This window comes from Paenochrobactrum glaciei, assembly GCF_039522165.1.
Lineage (GTDB): Bacteria > Pseudomonadota > Alphaproteobacteria > Rhizobiales > Rhizobiaceae > Paenochrobactrum > Paenochrobactrum glaciei.
Window position 1 is genome coordinate 292,830 of the sequence record NZ_BAAADE010000003.1, and the last position, 15,262, is coordinate 308,091.

Consider the following 15,262-nt stretch of genomic DNA (forward strand, 5'->3'; position numbering starts at 1 on the left):
TACCTAACCTGCGAGCCGGCACGCCCCGGCACTCATAATAATGAAAAGAAAAAGCAGATCGCGGTTTTCCATCTGCTGAAGCAGAAATAATCAAGCATGGCTGATTAGTCAAGACTTGGCTAAAATAGGGTTGTGGAACTGGTTATTTCAACACATAGCCAACAGGTTCTATGCGCGGCGGCAGTGGTTTTTCGCCAAGCGCGAAAAGCAGTTCGCGCTCAACGGTTCTGCGCATTGTATCAAGCGGCAAAGCATTAGGGTCGTTGCCAAACGGGTCTTCCAACTGATGGCCGAGTGCTTCAAGCCCGAAAAATGTGTAAGCAACCAGCAGCACCGGCAGTAATGTCCACCATGCCAGCGAACCTGCCAAAGCAAAAGGCAGCGTGACGCAAAAAATAAGTGCTGTGCGGTGCAATAAAAGTGAATAAGCAAATGGCACGGGCGTTTGCATGATGCGGTCACAACCGGCATGAACTTGTGAAAGTCTGGTTAGCTGTGTTTCTAAAACAGAATAATGAATGGCACTGATTTTGCCGGTTTCGGTGAGTTCTAAGAGATGGGCGCCGATTTGATCCAAAATATCATTGGTTAGGTTAGGGCTTTCAGGATCCATTTGGATGTTATCGAGCCATGGTTTGATCGCAATATCGACAGGTGTTTTACGGGTATGCGCAGAAAGGCCTGCCGTGAAGGCACAGAGTCTGCGATAAATAAACTCTTTATCCTGTTGCTCAAGCTTTGAGGTCTGGCGCGCAAGTGAGCGGCAGGCGATGATCAGTTCGCCCCATAATTTGCGCCCCTCCCACCAACGGTCATAACAGGCATTGTTGCGAAAGCTCATAAAAACAGAAAGCGCAATACCGATCAGCGTAAACGGAATGGCGCTGATTTGTTCAAAAATGCCCGGATATTCTTTGGCTGCAAGCACAGCGACGATGCTTAAGATCGCAACTGCTATGAGATGGTAGATAATGCGTGGAATGATAGAGCCATTAATTGAAAAGAGTATGTCTTTGAAGGATGGCTTTGAGCGAATGATCATGAGGGCATTCCACGGCATAAGGGTTATGAAAGTGGCGGAACCTTATGCCTTCTCTTTAAGAGGCTCAATATAAAACTGTTAAAAAGAGTGAGCGAAAGCATGTTCGTTTGTCTCACGCTTTAAGTGAAATTTAAAAAAGCCGCAGTCACTTAATCAAATGACTGCGGCTTTATTGGTGTTTTTATGCGTTATTTGGCAAGCACATTTTTGATGACCTGTGCAACATTGGCTGGTTGCTCAAGGGTCGGAAAATGTGTGGTGCCTGCCAGTTTAGTTGGGTTGAACCATGGATTTTCGGCGGCAAAATCCAGTTGCGCTTGTGTATATTCCGGCTCAAAAGGCTGAGAATAAATATGGGTAATGGGGCGTGTTTGCGCCATTGCCGCCATGCGTTGCATTGGGCTGCCCCATTTGCGATAGGCTTTGCCAATCTCGCGGCCGGAACGCGCCCACATGTCATATGAATAATCAGCCATTTCATTGTTGACGTGATTAACAATGTCAGCGTTTTCAGTGTCGCCGATCCAATAATCAAAAAAGCCTGAGCGACCATCTTCCCAGACCTGGCGATCCTGAATGCCATCAATCAGCTCAAAAAAAGCTACATTTGGTTGGTTCATGATCCAGTCAATCACCACTGATTGTGGTACGCGGCTCGTGCCCAGACGGTCAGTAATTTCAATATTCGCCCAGCCACCATGCGATGTTGAAACCGGCAGAAATTGATCAAGTTTCAGCTCATTGACGAAGGCAGCCAGATCATCTGCTTGTTGATTAATGTCGAAATCACCATCATGCTCGCGATGGTCGCCATGTCCGCGCCAGTCAAAGCGAATGACACGGTGAGCTTTTGCAAGTTCCGGCACTAAAGTTTTGAATAAGCGATGATCCTGACACCAGCCGGAAAGCAGTACAATTGCCGGTCCGCTTCCAGTTTCATCCCATGAAAACTGATTATTGCCGATTTTAATCGAATTCATAATTGTTCCTCCTCACTTTTTATAAATTCAGGTGCCGGTCGGAACATGGCGCGCTGTTTTCATCCGCTCGGCGCCGATTTGTGCGCATTGAGCTGTGATTTTTAAGACATCCGAACGCACAGTATCCGGCCAGTAATTCATGTCACCCAATCGCTCGGCTGTATCTTGGGTGTGCTCAGTCATCGGGCGTTCACGCGCTTCCCAGGCCGCCAATGCGGTTGGAATGTCGCTGTGTTCATCCAGTGCTACTGCCAGACCCAAAGCATTCATCAATGCGCATCCGCCGCCTTGTCCCAAATAAGGCGGCATGGCATGAGCGCCATCACCTAAGATAGCAACCCGCCCTTTGCTCCATGCTTTCAGTTTCAAAACTTCAAACGCATCCCAGCGACCGGCATCACCAAAGCGATCAATTAAAGCGCCTAGATGTGGGAAACTTTCCTTCCAAAGTGCTGCATCAATCGGTGTCTGATAAGCAGCCTTGTCTTCTACAGACGCACAAAGCGCGATGTAGAGATCTTTTTCACTGGCTGGTGTATAAAGTATGCGGCGGGAGCCTGAAAAATATTCCAGATAACGTGGTAAATCTTCCGCGATAACATCGGAGTCAGCACGGTTGATCATCATCCGCACAGCACCGTATCCAAGAGGCTTCCGGTACATCAGCAGATCAAGAGAATCCCGCACTTTCGAGTTAATACCATCGGCACCAACAACCAAATCAGCTTTAACTCTACTGCCGTCAGCCAAAAGCAGTTCGCCTTCCGGTGTGGCTCCTATGGCCTCCGAATTGGTGACGATTTCAACGCCTGCGCGGCGCGCTGCATTCACAAGTGCAGTTAGAAGTGTTTCGCGTACAATTGTCACCAGCTTGGCGCCGCCCGGTTTGTTGCCAACCGGAATTTCTTCCATTGTTTCATTGAGGTGATCACGGGTATAGAATTCCGGCCCCTCATGAGCGCCGACGATGGCTTCTTCATAGGCGCCAACTGCCTTTAAAACACGTAAGCCATTGCTCCAGATATAAATACCGGCGCCGAATGTGCGTAAATTGGATGAGCGTTCATGCACTCTGATGCTCCATCCGCGTTGTGCAAGTGCTGCTGCCAAAGTTAAACCGGCAATGCCTGCGCCCGCTATCTCGGCATGACGTTTGGTCATCTTATTCCTCCCCAGGACCTTGATTTTTTTACAACGGTTTCAATAATCGCACATAAAGAAAAGTGAATTCTTGGGCTGTAGATATGAGTAAACTGAATAACTGATTAAAATCCAGCGAGCGTCAAAGTGAAATAGTGCGCGATAGCGATAAGGCATATCTCTGCTCACCACGGTATTTCTTGCATGAAAGCGTTCTTATCGGCGCTTTTGGCAAGGCAATAATCTTCTTTGATTTCCATATTTCAGCGGAATGGAATGTATGTTCTTTAAATAATTTGCAGCACCTGACGCGAGCATCACAAAATGGTGAGCGATATGCAAAAGCGTGGAAAGGGGTGCTCTCTCGATCAGGTATTCTTTATTGTCATAACAGAGAGCCAAGTCTTCAATTTACGGCTCTTTGCCTTTCGGCCTTAAATGTTGGTCAAAGTCTCCGGTTCAAATGTGATTGAGCTGAGAAAGACACGATAAAATCAACAAAAAAGGGGAAGAATATGCGCAAGTTTTTATATTGTAGTGGCACGGCACTGGCGTTAACGATGGCTATTTCAGCTTATGCGCAAGAGCCTGTCAGTATCGGGATGATAACGACCTTGTCAGGCCCTGCCGGTTATTTAGGGCAGGATATCCGCGATGGTTTCCAGCTTGCCATTGATGAAAATGGTGGTGCGCTTGGCGGTAAACAAGTAGTTCTCAAGGTTGAGGATGATAGTTTGAAGCCTGGCAATGCAAAGCAAATTGCAGAAAAAATGCTAAGTGAACAGGGGATCAAGCTTTTTACAGGGATGGTTTTTGCGAATGTGGCCAGTGCTGCATTAGTGGATATACTTGATGAAGACGGGATCTATGTGAGCCCGAATACGGCTTCAGCAAATTTTGCAGGGAAAGAGTGCCATCCAAACTATTTTGTAAGTTCATGGCAAGATGACGGACAAGGTGAGAGCGCCGGTGCCCTTGCTCAATCGATGAATTATCCGACCGCTTTTTTACTCGCGCCTAATTATCAGGCAGGCCATGAAACAATGGATGCCTTTAAGCGGTTTTATAAAGGCGAGATTATCGGTGAAATTTATACGCAAATGGCGCAAACGGATTTTTCTGCTGAAATTGCACAAATTCGCGCGGCCAAACCATCTGTTGTTTATGAGTTTCAACCGGGCGGGTTGGGAATTGCGTTTATGCAGCAATATCAACAATCGGGCTTGTTAAAAGAAATCCCTATGGTGGTTCATCCAGCTTCACTTGATCAGGTTATTGTACAAGCGGTTGGTGATGCAGCTAATGGTGTGCAGGTGACAAGCCATTGGAACGAGGATTTCGATAATCCGGAAAACAAGAAATTTGTAGCTGCATGGAAGGCGAAATATAAAGATCGTCCGGTTACATATTATGCTGCTCAAGGTTATGATGCAGCCTTGATGATGGGTGCAGGCCTGTCAGGTACAACAGGTGATAAGATTGTTCCTGAGGAGTTTCGTAAGTCGCTGCTTGGTGCCGAAATACCATCGGTGCGCGGTGAGTTTAAACTGGGCAAAAACCAGCACCCTGTTCAGGATTGGTACGCTTTGAGAGCTACAAAAGATGCAAATGGCAAAGCATATTTAAAAACGGACAAGAAGATATTGACAGCGCATAGCGATATATATGCTGCATCTTGTCAGATTGATGATTAAATGAGTGCTTTTAAAAGTCGCGCTTGCGGGACTTTTGAGCAATCCGGCGCTCTCAATATGTTTAGAACTATGGAGCTTATTATATAGTGCGAGTAACTCGCGCAATAAATGATCATAAAAATACCAGCCCGAAGGCTGGTATTTTTGTTTTATTGTAGGGTTTTACTCAGCTGTTGCGCTGATGTTCACCTTATCCAGCAAGCTCATTGGGTTTTGTGTAATGGCCAGCATTTCAAATGCACCAATGCCTCTTTCACTCTTTGCCTTGATGGAAAGCGTGAAAATATTCGGATTGGCAATGAACTTATTCAGCATTTTAACAGCGTCCTGAATTTGCGGGCTACTTTCTGCAAATTCAGCAGCCAACATTGCAATTGTCAGAGCTGCGAGCTGGCGTGTTTCTTCTTGCGTCGAGCCATTTTCCTGCGCGGCAATTTTAATGGCACTGTCAACCATGCCCTTATCTTCAATGCGCAGATTAATTTCTTTGGCTGTCAAACCAAAGGCTGCAATTTGCATCAGCGCTTTATCGCCGGAGAAGAAATCGCGTGACATGCCACCCATCACACCTGAAAGCGCGATAGAGCCAAGCTTATCGCCTTTATAGGAGATGTCTTTGAAGATCAGCGATTCACTTGGTTCATCCCAGAGAATGTGAGTATTGGATGAAATAACAAGACGATCCAGCCCCAGTTCGTGTAGTTTAAGCGATACGCTGTCAGCTTCCTGAGGGACAGGAATATCCAAATCATCATAGCTGATCTGAACGTCGGTCGGAATACCATTGACCGGATTAAGTAAGGCGAGACTCATGTTTTTCGCCTTGAACTTTACGCGTGTCGGCATCGCCGGAGTTGCGTCTTCTTCTGCTTCCTCGGCGTCTTCGATGACATCGTCACTATCATCGTCTGAATCTTCCGCAGTCGTATCGCCAGCTTCTGCCTCAGTTGTTTCTTCTGTTTCAGGTGCAGTGATTTCAGCTGCATCATCCTGATCTTCATCCGGTGTTGTCAGCGTGTCAGGTGTGCCTTCGATACCGTCCATTTCCGCGTCATCAACAGTATCGGCATCATCTAGTTCTGTGTTCGGCAGGTCAGCATCAATACCGGTAATACGGAATGTACCCATCGTCGGCATTAAAGTTGTAAATGGAAAATTGTCCATTTCATCTGAAGGGACTTCAAGCAGTTTCTTTGCGGCTTCAAGCGATGAAGTATAATCAAAGCCATTCCAGGAGAATTCATCCAGCTTGAAATAGTCGGTTTCGGTGCCGATGTTCATGCCTTTCATCGACATATCAAATGCTTGTTTATTGAAAGTCATCGCCACACTGGCAATGGTGCCGGAAGGCTTTGTTTCATCCTTAGGCATAATTTTGATGCCCAGAAATTCGGCGTCACCTTTACCAAAGATTTCGTAAATTGTAATCAGCTTACGGAAAAGATCGCGGCGTTCGTCGTCACTCAAATCATCGATTTTTTCAACGGCCGCCATTTCCTGAATCATATCCAGAAATGGAATTTCCGGCAGGCGCATGGAGAAACCGGCACTTTTGATTTCTTCAATCGTAGCGGTTGCTTCCGGCAGTTTGAAGGTGATGTCTTTGGTCGAATAAGCACCTTGGATTTGCTTGATGTCGTTATCATCACCGTTGGCTTTTTCGGTGTAGAACCGTGTCATGAAGGCGGCATCAATATCCTTGCCTTCAGTTTGGCCGATAAGAACAGTCATAGGCTCTTTGTTGATTGAGCCGTCATCCTGCGGGACTGCCACAGTCATGTCCACTTGTGCATTATCAAGCTTGATAGATGCAATTGAACCGCTCTTCATGTCGTTGAGCGTGAGGTTTTTATAAACGGTTTTTTGTGTCGTATCGAGAATAGACTGCTCGACCTGAATTTCAGAAAGATGAACTTTTTTAGCTGCAAAACGCTCAACGCGCTGCGCAGGTGTCAGATCGCTGCCGCCGCCAAAAACATCGGCGAGCATTTGACGGTTAAGATTGGCATCTTCAATCTGCAAATGCGGGATGTTGATTTTGAAATTGTTGAATTCAGTGCTGATGCCGGTGGCATCGACCTTGCCGGTTAAAAACAGAAATTCAGGGCGACCGTCAAAGCTGGCAATATTGACAATCTTGCCGTTCTTCATCGGCAATGACACGTTTTTCAGGTGAATATTGCCGAAGAAATCAGCCGAGACACTCTCAGCCTTGCCGCCGCGTTTTTCGATCTGACTGGTGATCGCATTTTGCAAGCTATATTTATAGCCGGTAAGGCCGCCACCAGCCACAACAATGATTGCAACCGTTGTCCAGAGAAGCGCTTTGCGTCCTTTTCTGCCAGTGGATTGAGCCTGATCTGCCATTTATAACCTCTAAATTCTGTTTTGCTAATAAATTGCTTAACCGCTTAAGGAGTGAAAGCCATCGCCGCAAGTAAAAAATAATGTCAGATTGTGTAGACTAAATGCTTATTCCAAAAAATGCGCGACCATAGAAAAAAGGCCGAACTATCAGTCGCTGCATATCGGCGAAGCGCAATGCCAATGATGACTTGCGGGATCAGGTATGTTCGACTAGACCTTCATCGTCGGTTTCCGTAAGGAATCAAAAGGGAATCCGCCATCGCTTGTCGATGAACCGGAACTGCCCCCGCAACTGTAGGCGTTGAGCGTACAACAATAAGCCACTGTGACTGATGTCATGGGAAGGCGTTGTACGTGTCGAGGCGCCAGTCAGGAGACCTGCCGGCAAAAAACTGTAACGCGGCCCGGACGGGGTGTCCGGGGGGGTGTCGTATGAATTTTGCCACAAGACGCATTGATGCGTCAGCCATTGTCAGCACAGAGAAAACAGCCTTTTCGGCTGTTATTGATGCTTGTCTTTGCACCGGCATTCCCTCCCTGTCTTCCGGTCGCCTCATCAACCGGAGACGTTCATGTTTCATAAGAGACTGATTGCGGCAGCTTTAACTGCTGTCTGTTTTGCATTGCCTGCACAGGCAGAAACCAGCTATCCGCTGACTTTGAAAAACTGTGGCGTCGATGTGACTTTCGATGCGGCACCTAAAAGCACTGTCAGTGTTGGTCAGGCTGCAACAGAAATTCTTTATTCGCTTGGTCTTGGTGACAAAGTGGTTGGAACTGGCGTTTGGTTCACCGAAGTTCTGCCAGAATATAAAGACCTGAACGCGAAGATTGAGCGTCTTGCTGACAATGATCCAAGCTTTGAAGCCATTGTTGCTAAAAAGCCGGAACTCGTCTCCGTTCAATATGAGTGGCATATCGGCCCGCAGGGCATTATTGCAACACGCGAACATTTCAAAGATGTCGGCATCCCGACCTATGTTCTGGCGACAGATTGCATGCAGAAAGACAATAGCGTTGGTTCCGACGGCACCCGCAGCGAAATGTTCAAAATTGAGAATATTTACGCCAGCGTTACCGAACTTTCGCAGATTTTCAACGTTCCTGAAAAAGGCGAAGCACTGGTTGCAGACCTGAAGGCACGCGAAGCCGCTGCTGCTGATAAAGCCAAAGCACTCGGCCTTTCCGATGCGACTGCTTTGTTCTGGTTCTCATCGGCTGAAATGGACGTTGATCCATATGTTGCCGGTGGCAAGGGCGCACCCGCCTATATGATGGAAAAGCTGAACCTTCGCAATGTCATTGAAAGCGATGAAGAATGGCCAACCGTCAGCTGGGAAACCATTGCACGCGCTAACCCGACCGTTATCGTGATTGCAAAAATGGATCGCCGCCGTTTCTTGGCTGATGATGTCGAGAAAAAGCTTGAATTCCTCAAAAATGATCCGGTCGCCAGCCAGATGGATGCAGTTAAAAACAACCGCATTATTATCATGAACGGCCATGCGATGGATCCGTCAATCCGTAATGTTGCAGCCCTTGAAATGCTGGCTGAAAAACTGGCCGGATTTGATCTGAAATGATTATGCGTGCAGCCTCCGGTTCTCAAGGACGTTCTGTCTTTTTGCGGGTTCTGTTTTGGAGCTTGCTGGGGGCTGCCGCTTTGATATTGGCAATCCTGATCGGGGTTGTTGTTGGTGAAACGCCTTTGCCGCTTGAAAGTGTGGCAACGGTGTTTGCCAATAATTTATGGGGCGCAACCTATCCGGTTGACCGCATTGATCAGGGCATTATCTGGTCATACCGTTTGCCGCGCACACTTGTGGCGGCGGCCTGTGGCGCAGGGCTGGCATTGTCCGGTGTGGTTTTGCAATCTTTAGTGCGCAATGCTTTGGCCGACCCTTATTTGCTCGGTGTTTCTGCCGGTGCCTCTACGGGTGCTGTGGCCGTGACGGTGCTTGGGATTGGCGGTGGTGCTATTGGCATTTCGGCTGGTGCATTCAGCGGTGCCGCTTTAGCCTTTTTGCTGGTTGCAGCCTTGGCGCGCGCAGCTGGTGGTGGCTCGGTTCAGCTGGTGCTTGCCGGTATTGCCGGATCGCAGCTTTTCAATGCGTTAACCTCGTTTTTTATTGCAAAATCAGCCAATGCCGAACAAGCGCGCGGCATCATGTTTTGGCTGCTTGGTAATTTGTCCGGCGTGCGCTGGCCGGATGTGACTTTGGCTGTTCCAGCCGCTTTTTTCGGCTTTCTGGTTTGTTTATGGTTCACCCGCGCCATGGATGCTTTCACCTTTGGCGCTTCGTCGGCTGCCTCATTAGGGATTGCGGTCAGGCGGGTGCAAATTGTGCTGATCGGTGCCACAACATTGATGACGGCGACGATGGTCAGCCTTGTGGGTTCCATTGGTTTTGTCGGCCTTGTTATTCCGCACGCCATGCGCTTCGTCGTGGGGCCGCGTCATGGGCGGTTGGTGCCAGCCTCTGCCTTGGCGGGTGCTGTGTTTTTGATTGCTGCAGATATTGCTTCGCGCACTCTTATTCCGGGGCAGGTAGTGCCAATTGGCGTTGTTACGGCTCTTGTGGGGGCTCCTGGTTTTGCATTGATCCTTATCAGCAACCGGAGGCGCATATGATACTGGCTGCGGAAAAACTCGGCTGGGCATCCGGCGGCAAACAGATTGTTTCTGATGTTTCATTTGAGATCAGAGCGGGCGAAAGCTTCGGGCTGATCGGGCCTAATGGCTCGGGTAAATCTACCTTGTTGCGTTTGCTGGCAGGGCTTTTGCCGCGGGCGCAGGGGCAAGTCATGCTTGATGATGTGCCGCTGAAGCGCCTGACGCGCCGTGAAATTGCGCAACGCATTGCGTTGGTTGAACAAATTGCCGAGACATCGGAAGCATTGCGCGTGCGTGATGTGGTGGAGCTTGGCCGTACACCTTGGTTGTCGGCGCTCTCACCCTATGGCGCGCAAGATCTTGCAATCGTTGATGAAGCTTTATGTTCTGTCGATATGCTGCATATGGCCGACAATGATTGGGCAACCTTATCAGGCGGTGAAAGGCAGCGCGTTCATATTGCGCGCGCCTTGGCACAACGCCCGAAACTTTTAATTCTTGATGAGCCGACCAACCATCTCGACATTCATCATCAGCTGGCTTTATTGCGCCTTGTCAGCTCATTGCAGGTGACAGTGGTGATGGCGTTGCATGATCTTAATCAGGCCATGGCGTGTGACCGTTTGGCGGTGATGGATGGCGGCCGGATGATTGCTTGCGGCAAGCCCGCCGAAGTGCTGACGCCTGAACGTATCTCCGGCATTTTCCGTGTTGGTGCAAGGCCGCTGCATGACTGCGCCGACGATAGTATGATTTTTCGCTTTCACCATTTAGAGGAACATAATTGATGAAACTCGTTGCCGCCTTGCTGGTTTGTCTGATTGCATCTCCTGCACTTGCCGAAACTTGGGAAGTGAAAATGTATAACCGCAATGAGCATGGTTCGATGATTTATGAGCCGGAATATTTGAAAATTGCACCGGGCGACTCTGTTAAATTTGTGAAAACCCACCCAGGTCATAATGCGGCAACGATTGATGGTATGATCCCTGAGGGGGCTGAGCCGTTTAAGTCCAAAATCAATGAAGAAGACTTCACTATCAGCCTGCCGGTTGAAGGCAGCTATGCGATTAAATGCTCGCCGCATTATGGCATGGGCATGGTAATGCTGATTGAAGTGGGCGAAAATGCACCGGCACCGGTTTTTGCAGAAGATATGCCAAAGCGTGCCCGTGATCGTTTTGAAAAAATCATCGCAGAGAACCGCCAGTAATGAGCAGCAATTACGATCTGAAAGAAGATATTCGTGATTACTGGTCGCGCCGCTCGAAAAGTTTTGATCGGGCTTTTGGTCATAAAATTGAAAAAGGGCTGGAAGCGGAAGCATGGGCGCAGCCGATGCGTGATCATTTGGGAGAGACGCCAAAACGCGTGTTGGAACTGGCCTGCGGCACCGGCGAAGTGACAAGGCTGGTGCATGATCTCGGTCATGATGTGACAGCGCTTGATTTTTCTGAAGATATGCTGGCGGTCGCACGCTTAAAACATGCGGGCAAAGACCGCTTGCGCTTTTTGTTGGCTGATGCCGGTCAAACGATGGAAGCGGCAGACAGCTATGATGCTATTTTGTGCCGCCATCTGGTTTGGACATTGGTGGAGCCGGAGGTGGCATTTGCTGATTGGTTCCGCATATTGCGTCCCGGTGGCCGTATTTTGATTTATGATGGTGATTGGGCAAAGCCGCAGGCATCAGGTCAGTGGGCTGCGCGTTTGCTGGCGTTGTGGGACAAAATCTCACCGGATGAATATTATGACGGGCCTGTCAGTGAGCGCCATGCAACAATTATGGAGCGGTTGCCGTTTGGCGAAGGGCTCACTTTTGAGCGCCTCGCACCGATGCTGGAAGCCGCCGGTTTCAATTCTATCAAGCGATTGTCGCATGATCCGATTGCGCAGGCACAAAGGCGCACATGTGGTTTGCGGAATAATCTCCGCACCCGCGTTTACAGCCGCTTTATTTTGGTGGCTGAAAAGCCATCTGCTTGAAGATAACAACATCATTCACATGATTGAGCCCCGAAACGGGGCTCAATTTGTTTTAAACTCGGATTAGAATTTAATGTTCAGTTTGGCATTCACGCCATTTTGCGTAATGCCGGAGCCGAATTGGCATGATATTCTGTATCTGCTGCAACAGGCAGTTTTTCTGGTGCTGTTTGCGCAAAGGCTAACTGCGGCGCTACCAGTGCAGTTGAAAGCGCAAGAAATTTTAGACCTTGGTTTGAAGAATACATAGCCGCCCCAAATATTTTTATTGATTATATGCATTTTGACGATGACATAAGATCAGTATTGTTAGAGAACTTATTTGAAAGCTTCTATCGCTGAAAATAGGTAATTATGAAAAGTGAATTAATTTTTACGTATGAAATTGACCACAAACACTTCGAAGAAACGGCATGTATGGAAAATACGGGATGAACACGGAACGTGACAGAATGCCGTTGTGAAAACCAGTGCTGAGCGGTTATGACTAGTAAAAGCTGTTTTGCCACTGGAGTGTTCTATGAAGTCTGATATCGAAATCGCTCGCGCCGCTCACAAACTACCAATTACAGAGATCGCCGCGAAGCTTGATCTCGTGGCGGGTGATTTACTGCCTTATGGTCACGATAAGGCAAAGCTGACGCATGATGTGGTCAACAGATTGCAAAACGCACCTCGCGGCAAGCTTGTTTTAGTGACGTCCATTAATCCGACGCCGGCAGGTGAAGGTAAAACCACGACATCAGTCGGGCTTGGTGATGCGCTGAACCGGATTGGTAAAAAAGCAGTCATATGCTTGCGTGAACCAAGTCTCGGACCCAATTTTGGTATGAAAGGCGGTGCCGCTGGTGGCGGTTATTCGCAAGTCATTCCGATGGAAGATATCAACCTGCATTTTACGGGCGATTTTCACGCAATCAGCAGTGCCAATAATCTGCTGGCTGCTATGATCGATAATCATATCCATTGGGGTAACGATTTAAGATTTGACACTAGGCGTGTGACTTGGCGCCGTGTGGTTGACATGAATGATCGTGCACTGCGTGATATTACTGTTGCTTTGGGCGGTCCCTCGAATGGCTACCCACGTGAAACCGGCTTTGATATTTCGGTTGCTTCCGAAGTGATGGCTATTCTTTGTTTAGCTGAAGATCTGAGCGATTTAAAAGCGCGTTTGGCGCGGATTATTGTCGGTTATAATCTGGATAAGCAGCCGATAACCGCAGCTGACTTAAAAGCTGATGGTGCAATGACCGCTTTGTTGAAGGATGCTTTGCAACCTAATCTGGTGCAGACCATCGAGAATAATCCGGTCCTGATCCATGGCGGGCCATTTGCTAATATTGCGCATGGTTGCAACAGTGTGATTGCAACAAAAACAGCACTGGCACTGGGTGATTATGTGGTCACTGAAGCCGGATTTGGCGCAGACCTCGGCGCGGAAAAGTTCTTCAATATTAAATGCCGCAAGGTTGGGTTGAGCCCTGATGCGGTGGTGGTTGTTGCTACAATCCGTGCGCTGAAAATGAATGGTGGGGTTGCTAAGAGCGAGCTTGCCGCAGAAAATACGCAGGCTTTGAAAAAAGGTAGCGTTAATCTCATTCGCCATATTCAAAATGTGCAAAAATTCGGTTTACCTGTTGTGGTCGCCATCAATCATTTTGTGACTGACACTGAAGCAGAAATTGCGGTGTTGAACGAGGTTTGTGATAATCTCGGCGTGCAGGCTATTTTGTGCCGTCATTGGTCAGAAGGTGGTGCCGGTGCAGAGGAACTGGCTCATGCTGTTGCAAAATTAGCAGATCATAATGAAGCTAAACTACAATTGCTCTATGATAATAAACTGCCATTGTGGGAAAAAGTGCAAAAGATTGCGCGTGAAATTTATGGTGCAGCTGATGTAAGCGCTGACTCGTCTGTGCTGAAGCAATTGGAACAGTGGCAGGCGGCCGGATTTGGTGATCTGCCGGTTTGCATGGCGAAAACACAGTATAGTTTTTCAGCTGATCCAACGGCCCTTGGCGCGCCGTCAGGACATATTATTCCTGTACGAGAAGTAAAACTCTCTGCGGGTGCCGGCTTTATTGTAGTTATTTGTGGAAGCATCATGACCATGCCGGGCTTGCCGCGCGTGCCGGCAGCTGAGCATATTGGCCTTAACGAGAATAATGAAATTCAGGGGTTATCCTGATTTTTTAAAAATTAATGAAGTGAAACACCCCTAAGCCATAATAGCTTAGGGGTGTTTTTATTTATTATGTAATGTTTTTCTTTTCTGCCAATAGCGGTTGCGCAGTCGTGGTGCTATCATCCATGAGGCGATGGGTGTGAGAACAATGCTCAAAACCACCACAGCAGGTAATAAATATTTCGCTTCCTCTGCTAGTTCAGGCACCGATAAAACGATGATTGCCCCAACTCCAAAAAATACGGCATTGACCATAACGCTTAGTGCGGCAGCGATTTGAAATCTAACTGAAGTCATCATTTCCTCCTGCTAAGTGTTTGTTTCATCTTGGTTAGGTTTTTTTCTGTTTGGCACGGCCGGAACCACCCGGTTTTTTGCCGCCGCCATCCTGTTTGTTGACAGTCACCCAAGCAATCCGCTCAGCTTCTTTCTCGGATGTGCCGTGCTTTTCATAGCCTTCTGCTATGTGTTCTGCTTTTCGTTTTTGCTTGTCGGTATATTTGGATTTGTCACCATTCTCCATCGTCTTCTCCTATGCCAAAGTTGAACGATAAGTACTCTGTAAGGGTAACGGGGAGCAGCTGGATGGGTTCCGGCTAAAGTAAAATTCAAATTAGGATCACAAAATAATTCAAAGATATCAAAAGCTTGATGAAACTTTCATAAGCGCTACTGCATTCATCTTATGTACGTCATAACAATGATCAAGAAGATGGAGAATAAAATGCGCCGTATTCTTATTACGACTTTAGCCACAGCTGCGATGATTAGTTTTGCTCATGCGCAAACCGTTACAACGACAGAAACAGAAGTGTTTGTAACCGCACAACCAACTGATGTTTTGAGCAGTAATGTCGTTGGTCTTAATGTGTCAGATGCTGAAGGAACTGTTTTTGGCGAAATTAAAGATCTGATCGTTTCTGACAATGAGCTGGCGGGTTATATTGTTTCTGTTGGCGGCTTCTTAGGGATAGGTGAAAAATATGTGATTGTTAGTCCGCAATCTGTAAACATCACCTATGTCGCTGATGATAAATCATGGCAGGCAACTATGAGTGCGACTAAGGAAGAAATCGAAAAGGCGCCTGAATTTAAATATGTAGGGCGTTGGGAAAAATAAGTCCCTATTTAAACAAATGCCGCCAGTCTGTGGCGGCATTTTTATGCGTTAAAATAGCATTTTAATAATAAGCCTATGGTGCTTTTTATACAATCGATACATATAAACAGTGCGCCATGAAGGCGCACTGT

Annotated in this window: 14 protein-coding genes, 1 pseudogene and 1 riboswitch; of the genes and pseudogenes, 8 read left to right on the forward strand and 7 right to left on the reverse strand. The window is 47.7% G+C overall.

Translation table 11 applies throughout. The features are described from left to right. Positions 1-142: 142 nt before the first annotated feature. The 3 genes from ABDZ76_RS10905 to ABDZ76_RS10915 form a co-directional block, all read right to left on the reverse strand. Positions 143-1,042 (reverse strand): bestrophin family protein, encoded by a 900-nt coding sequence (locus ABDZ76_RS10905; protein WP_343805318.1) that lies wholly within the window; start codon positions 1,040-1,042, stop codon positions 143-145. A gap of 188 nt (positions 1,043-1,230) precedes the next feature. After that, positions 1,231-2,022 carry an alpha/beta hydrolase gene (locus ABDZ76_RS10910; protein ID WP_343805320.1) on the reverse strand — a complete coding sequence of 264 codons (792 nt, stop codon included), beginning with the start codon at positions 2,020-2,022 and terminating at the stop codon, positions 1,231-1,233. A 27-nt stretch (positions 2,023-2,049) separates the two neighbouring features. Beyond that, positions 2,050-3,183 (reverse strand): FAD-dependent oxidoreductase, encoded by a 1,134-nt coding sequence (locus tag ABDZ76_RS10915; RefSeq protein WP_343805322.1) that lies wholly within the window; start codon positions 3,181-3,183, stop codon positions 2,050-2,052. Between the two features lie 494 nt (positions 3,184-3,677). Between ABDZ76_RS10915 and ABDZ76_RS10920 the strand changes: the two genes are divergently transcribed. After that, positions 3,678-4,856 carry an ABC transporter substrate-binding protein gene (locus ABDZ76_RS10920; protein WP_343805324.1) on the forward strand — a complete coding sequence of 393 codons (1,179 nt, stop codon included), beginning with the start codon at positions 3,678-3,680 and terminating at the stop codon, positions 4,854-4,856. A 162-nt stretch (positions 4,857-5,018) separates the two neighbouring features. Here the strand turns inward: ABDZ76_RS10920 and ABDZ76_RS10925 are convergent, their stop codons facing one another. Continuing rightward, complete coding sequence (locus ABDZ76_RS10925; protein ID WP_343805326.1) at positions 5,019-7,223, reverse strand: hypothetical protein; 2,205 nt, start codon at positions 7,221-7,223, stop codon at positions 5,019-5,021. 208 nt (positions 7,224-7,431) lie between these two features. Next, a riboswitch (cobalamin riboswitch) is annotated at positions 7,432-7,623 on the forward strand. 172 nt (positions 7,624-7,795) lie between these two features. Here ABDZ76_RS10925 and ABDZ76_RS10930 point away from each other — a divergent pair. Genes ABDZ76_RS10930 through ABDZ76_RS10950 form a run of 5 tightly spaced genes read left to right on the forward strand, consistent with a single transcriptional unit; the run spans position 7,796 to position 11,823 of the window. Continuing rightward, a complete protein-coding gene (locus ABDZ76_RS10930; protein WP_343805328.1) occupies positions 7,796-8,806 on the forward strand; it encodes an ABC transporter substrate-binding protein in 1,011 nt (336 codons plus the stop codon). A 2-nt stretch (positions 8,807-8,808) separates the two neighbouring features. Beyond that, positions 8,809-9,855: a FecCD family ABC transporter permease gene (locus ABDZ76_RS10935; RefSeq protein WP_374844570.1), complete on the forward strand. Its 1,047-nt coding sequence runs from the start codon at positions 8,809-8,811 to the stop codon at positions 9,853-9,855. Then, complete coding sequence (locus ABDZ76_RS10940) at positions 9,852-10,625, forward strand: ABC transporter ATP-binding protein (protein WP_343805332.1); 774 nt, start codon at positions 9,852-9,854, stop codon at positions 10,623-10,625. Before ABDZ76_RS10935 ends, ABDZ76_RS10940 begins: the two co-directional genes overlap by 4 nt. Further along, positions 10,625-11,050, forward strand: a complete 426-nt coding sequence (locus ABDZ76_RS10945) for a pseudoazurin (RefSeq protein ID WP_343805334.1) — start codon at positions 10,625-10,627, stop codon at positions 11,048-11,050. The genes ABDZ76_RS10940 and ABDZ76_RS10945 overlap by 1 nt, the downstream gene beginning before the upstream one ends. Next, the gene (locus tag ABDZ76_RS10950; RefSeq protein ID WP_343805336.1) at positions 11,050-11,823 is read left to right on the forward strand and encodes a class I SAM-dependent methyltransferase; all 774 of its coding nucleotides are present in this window, start codon (positions 11,050-11,052) and stop codon (positions 11,821-11,823) included. The genes ABDZ76_RS10945 and ABDZ76_RS10950 overlap by 1 nt, the downstream gene beginning before the upstream one ends. An 89-nt stretch (positions 11,824-11,912) precedes the next feature. On the opposite strand, the gene ABDZ76_RS10955 is transcribed toward ABDZ76_RS10950, so the two are convergent. After that, entirely contained in the window at positions 11,913-12,071 is a 159-nt protein-coding gene (locus ABDZ76_RS10955) for a hypothetical protein (RefSeq protein WP_343805338.1), read from the reverse strand. Between the two features lie 272 nt (positions 12,072-12,343). Between ABDZ76_RS10955 and ABDZ76_RS10960 the strand changes: the two genes are divergently transcribed. Beyond that, positions 12,344-14,014 (forward strand): formate--tetrahydrofolate ligase, encoded by a 1,671-nt coding sequence (locus ABDZ76_RS10960; protein WP_343805340.1) that lies wholly within the window; start codon positions 12,344-12,346, stop codon positions 14,012-14,014. A gap of 57 nt (positions 14,015-14,071) precedes the next feature. Here the strand turns inward: ABDZ76_RS10960 and ABDZ76_RS10965 are convergent, their stop codons facing one another. Beyond that, the gene (locus ABDZ76_RS10965) at positions 14,072-14,311 is read right to left on the reverse strand and encodes a hypothetical protein (protein ID WP_343805342.1); all 240 of its coding nucleotides are present in this window, start codon (positions 14,309-14,311) and stop codon (positions 14,072-14,074) included. A gap of 46 nt (positions 14,312-14,357) precedes the next feature. Continuing rightward, positions 14,358-14,534, reverse strand: a pseudogene (locus ABDZ76_RS10970) (plasmid stabilization protein); the annotation flags it as partial. A gap of 201 nt (positions 14,535-14,735) precedes the next feature. Between ABDZ76_RS10970 and ABDZ76_RS10975 the strand changes: the two are divergent. Then, the gene (locus ABDZ76_RS10975) at positions 14,736-15,131 is read left to right on the forward strand and encodes a PRC-barrel domain-containing protein (protein WP_343805344.1); all 396 of its coding nucleotides are present in this window, start codon (positions 14,736-14,738) and stop codon (positions 15,129-15,131) included. Positions 15,132-15,262 lie beyond the last annotated feature (131 nt).

What these genes read in the sequence shown, in the direction of transcription:
- ABDZ76_RS10905 (WP_343805318.1), bottom strand. Translation starts at nt 1,042, where the DNA reads ATGATCATTCGCTCAAAGCCATCCTTCAAAGACATACTCTTTTCAATT.
- ABDZ76_RS10910 (WP_343805320.1), bottom strand. Translation starts at nt 2,022, where the DNA reads ATGAATTCGATTAAAATCGGCAATAATCAGTTTTCATGGGATGAAACT.
- ABDZ76_RS10915 (WP_343805322.1), bottom strand. Translation starts at nt 3,183, where the DNA reads ATGACCAAACGTCATGCCGAGATAGCGGGCGCAGGCATTGCCGGTTTA.
- ABDZ76_RS10920 (WP_343805324.1), top strand. Translation starts at nt 3,678, where the DNA reads ATGCGCAAGTTTTTATATTGTAGTGGCACGGCACTGGCGTTAACGATG.
- ABDZ76_RS10925 (WP_343805326.1), bottom strand. Translation starts at nt 7,223, where the DNA reads ATGGCAGATCAGGCTCAATCCACTGGCAGAAAAGGACGCAAAGCGCTT.
- ABDZ76_RS10930 (WP_343805328.1), top strand. Translation starts at nt 7,796, where the DNA reads ATGTTTCATAAGAGACTGATTGCGGCAGCTTTAACTGCTGTCTGTTTT.
- ABDZ76_RS10935 (WP_374844570.1), top strand. Translation starts at nt 8,809, where the DNA reads ATGCGTGCAGCCTCCGGTTCTCAAGGACGTTCTGTCTTTTTGCGGGTT.
- ABDZ76_RS10940 (WP_343805332.1), top strand. Translation starts at nt 9,852, where the DNA reads ATGATACTGGCTGCGGAAAAACTCGGCTGGGCATCCGGCGGCAAACAG.
- ABDZ76_RS10945 (WP_343805334.1), top strand. Translation starts at nt 10,625, where the DNA reads ATGAAACTCGTTGCCGCCTTGCTGGTTTGTCTGATTGCATCTCCTGCA.
- ABDZ76_RS10950 (WP_343805336.1), top strand. Translation starts at nt 11,050, where the DNA reads ATGAGCAGCAATTACGATCTGAAAGAAGATATTCGTGATTACTGGTCG.
- ABDZ76_RS10955 (WP_343805338.1), bottom strand. Translation starts at nt 12,071, where the DNA reads ATGTATTCTTCAAACCAAGGTCTAAAATTTCTTGCGCTTTCAACTGCA.
- ABDZ76_RS10960 (WP_343805340.1), top strand. Translation starts at nt 12,344, where the DNA reads ATGAAGTCTGATATCGAAATCGCTCGCGCCGCTCACAAACTACCAATT.
- ABDZ76_RS10965 (WP_343805342.1), bottom strand. Translation starts at nt 14,311, where the DNA reads ATGATGACTTCAGTTAGATTTCAAATCGCTGCCGCACTAAGCGTTATG.
- ABDZ76_RS10975 (WP_343805344.1), top strand. Translation starts at nt 14,736, where the DNA reads ATGCGCCGTATTCTTATTACGACTTTAGCCACAGCTGCGATGATTAGT.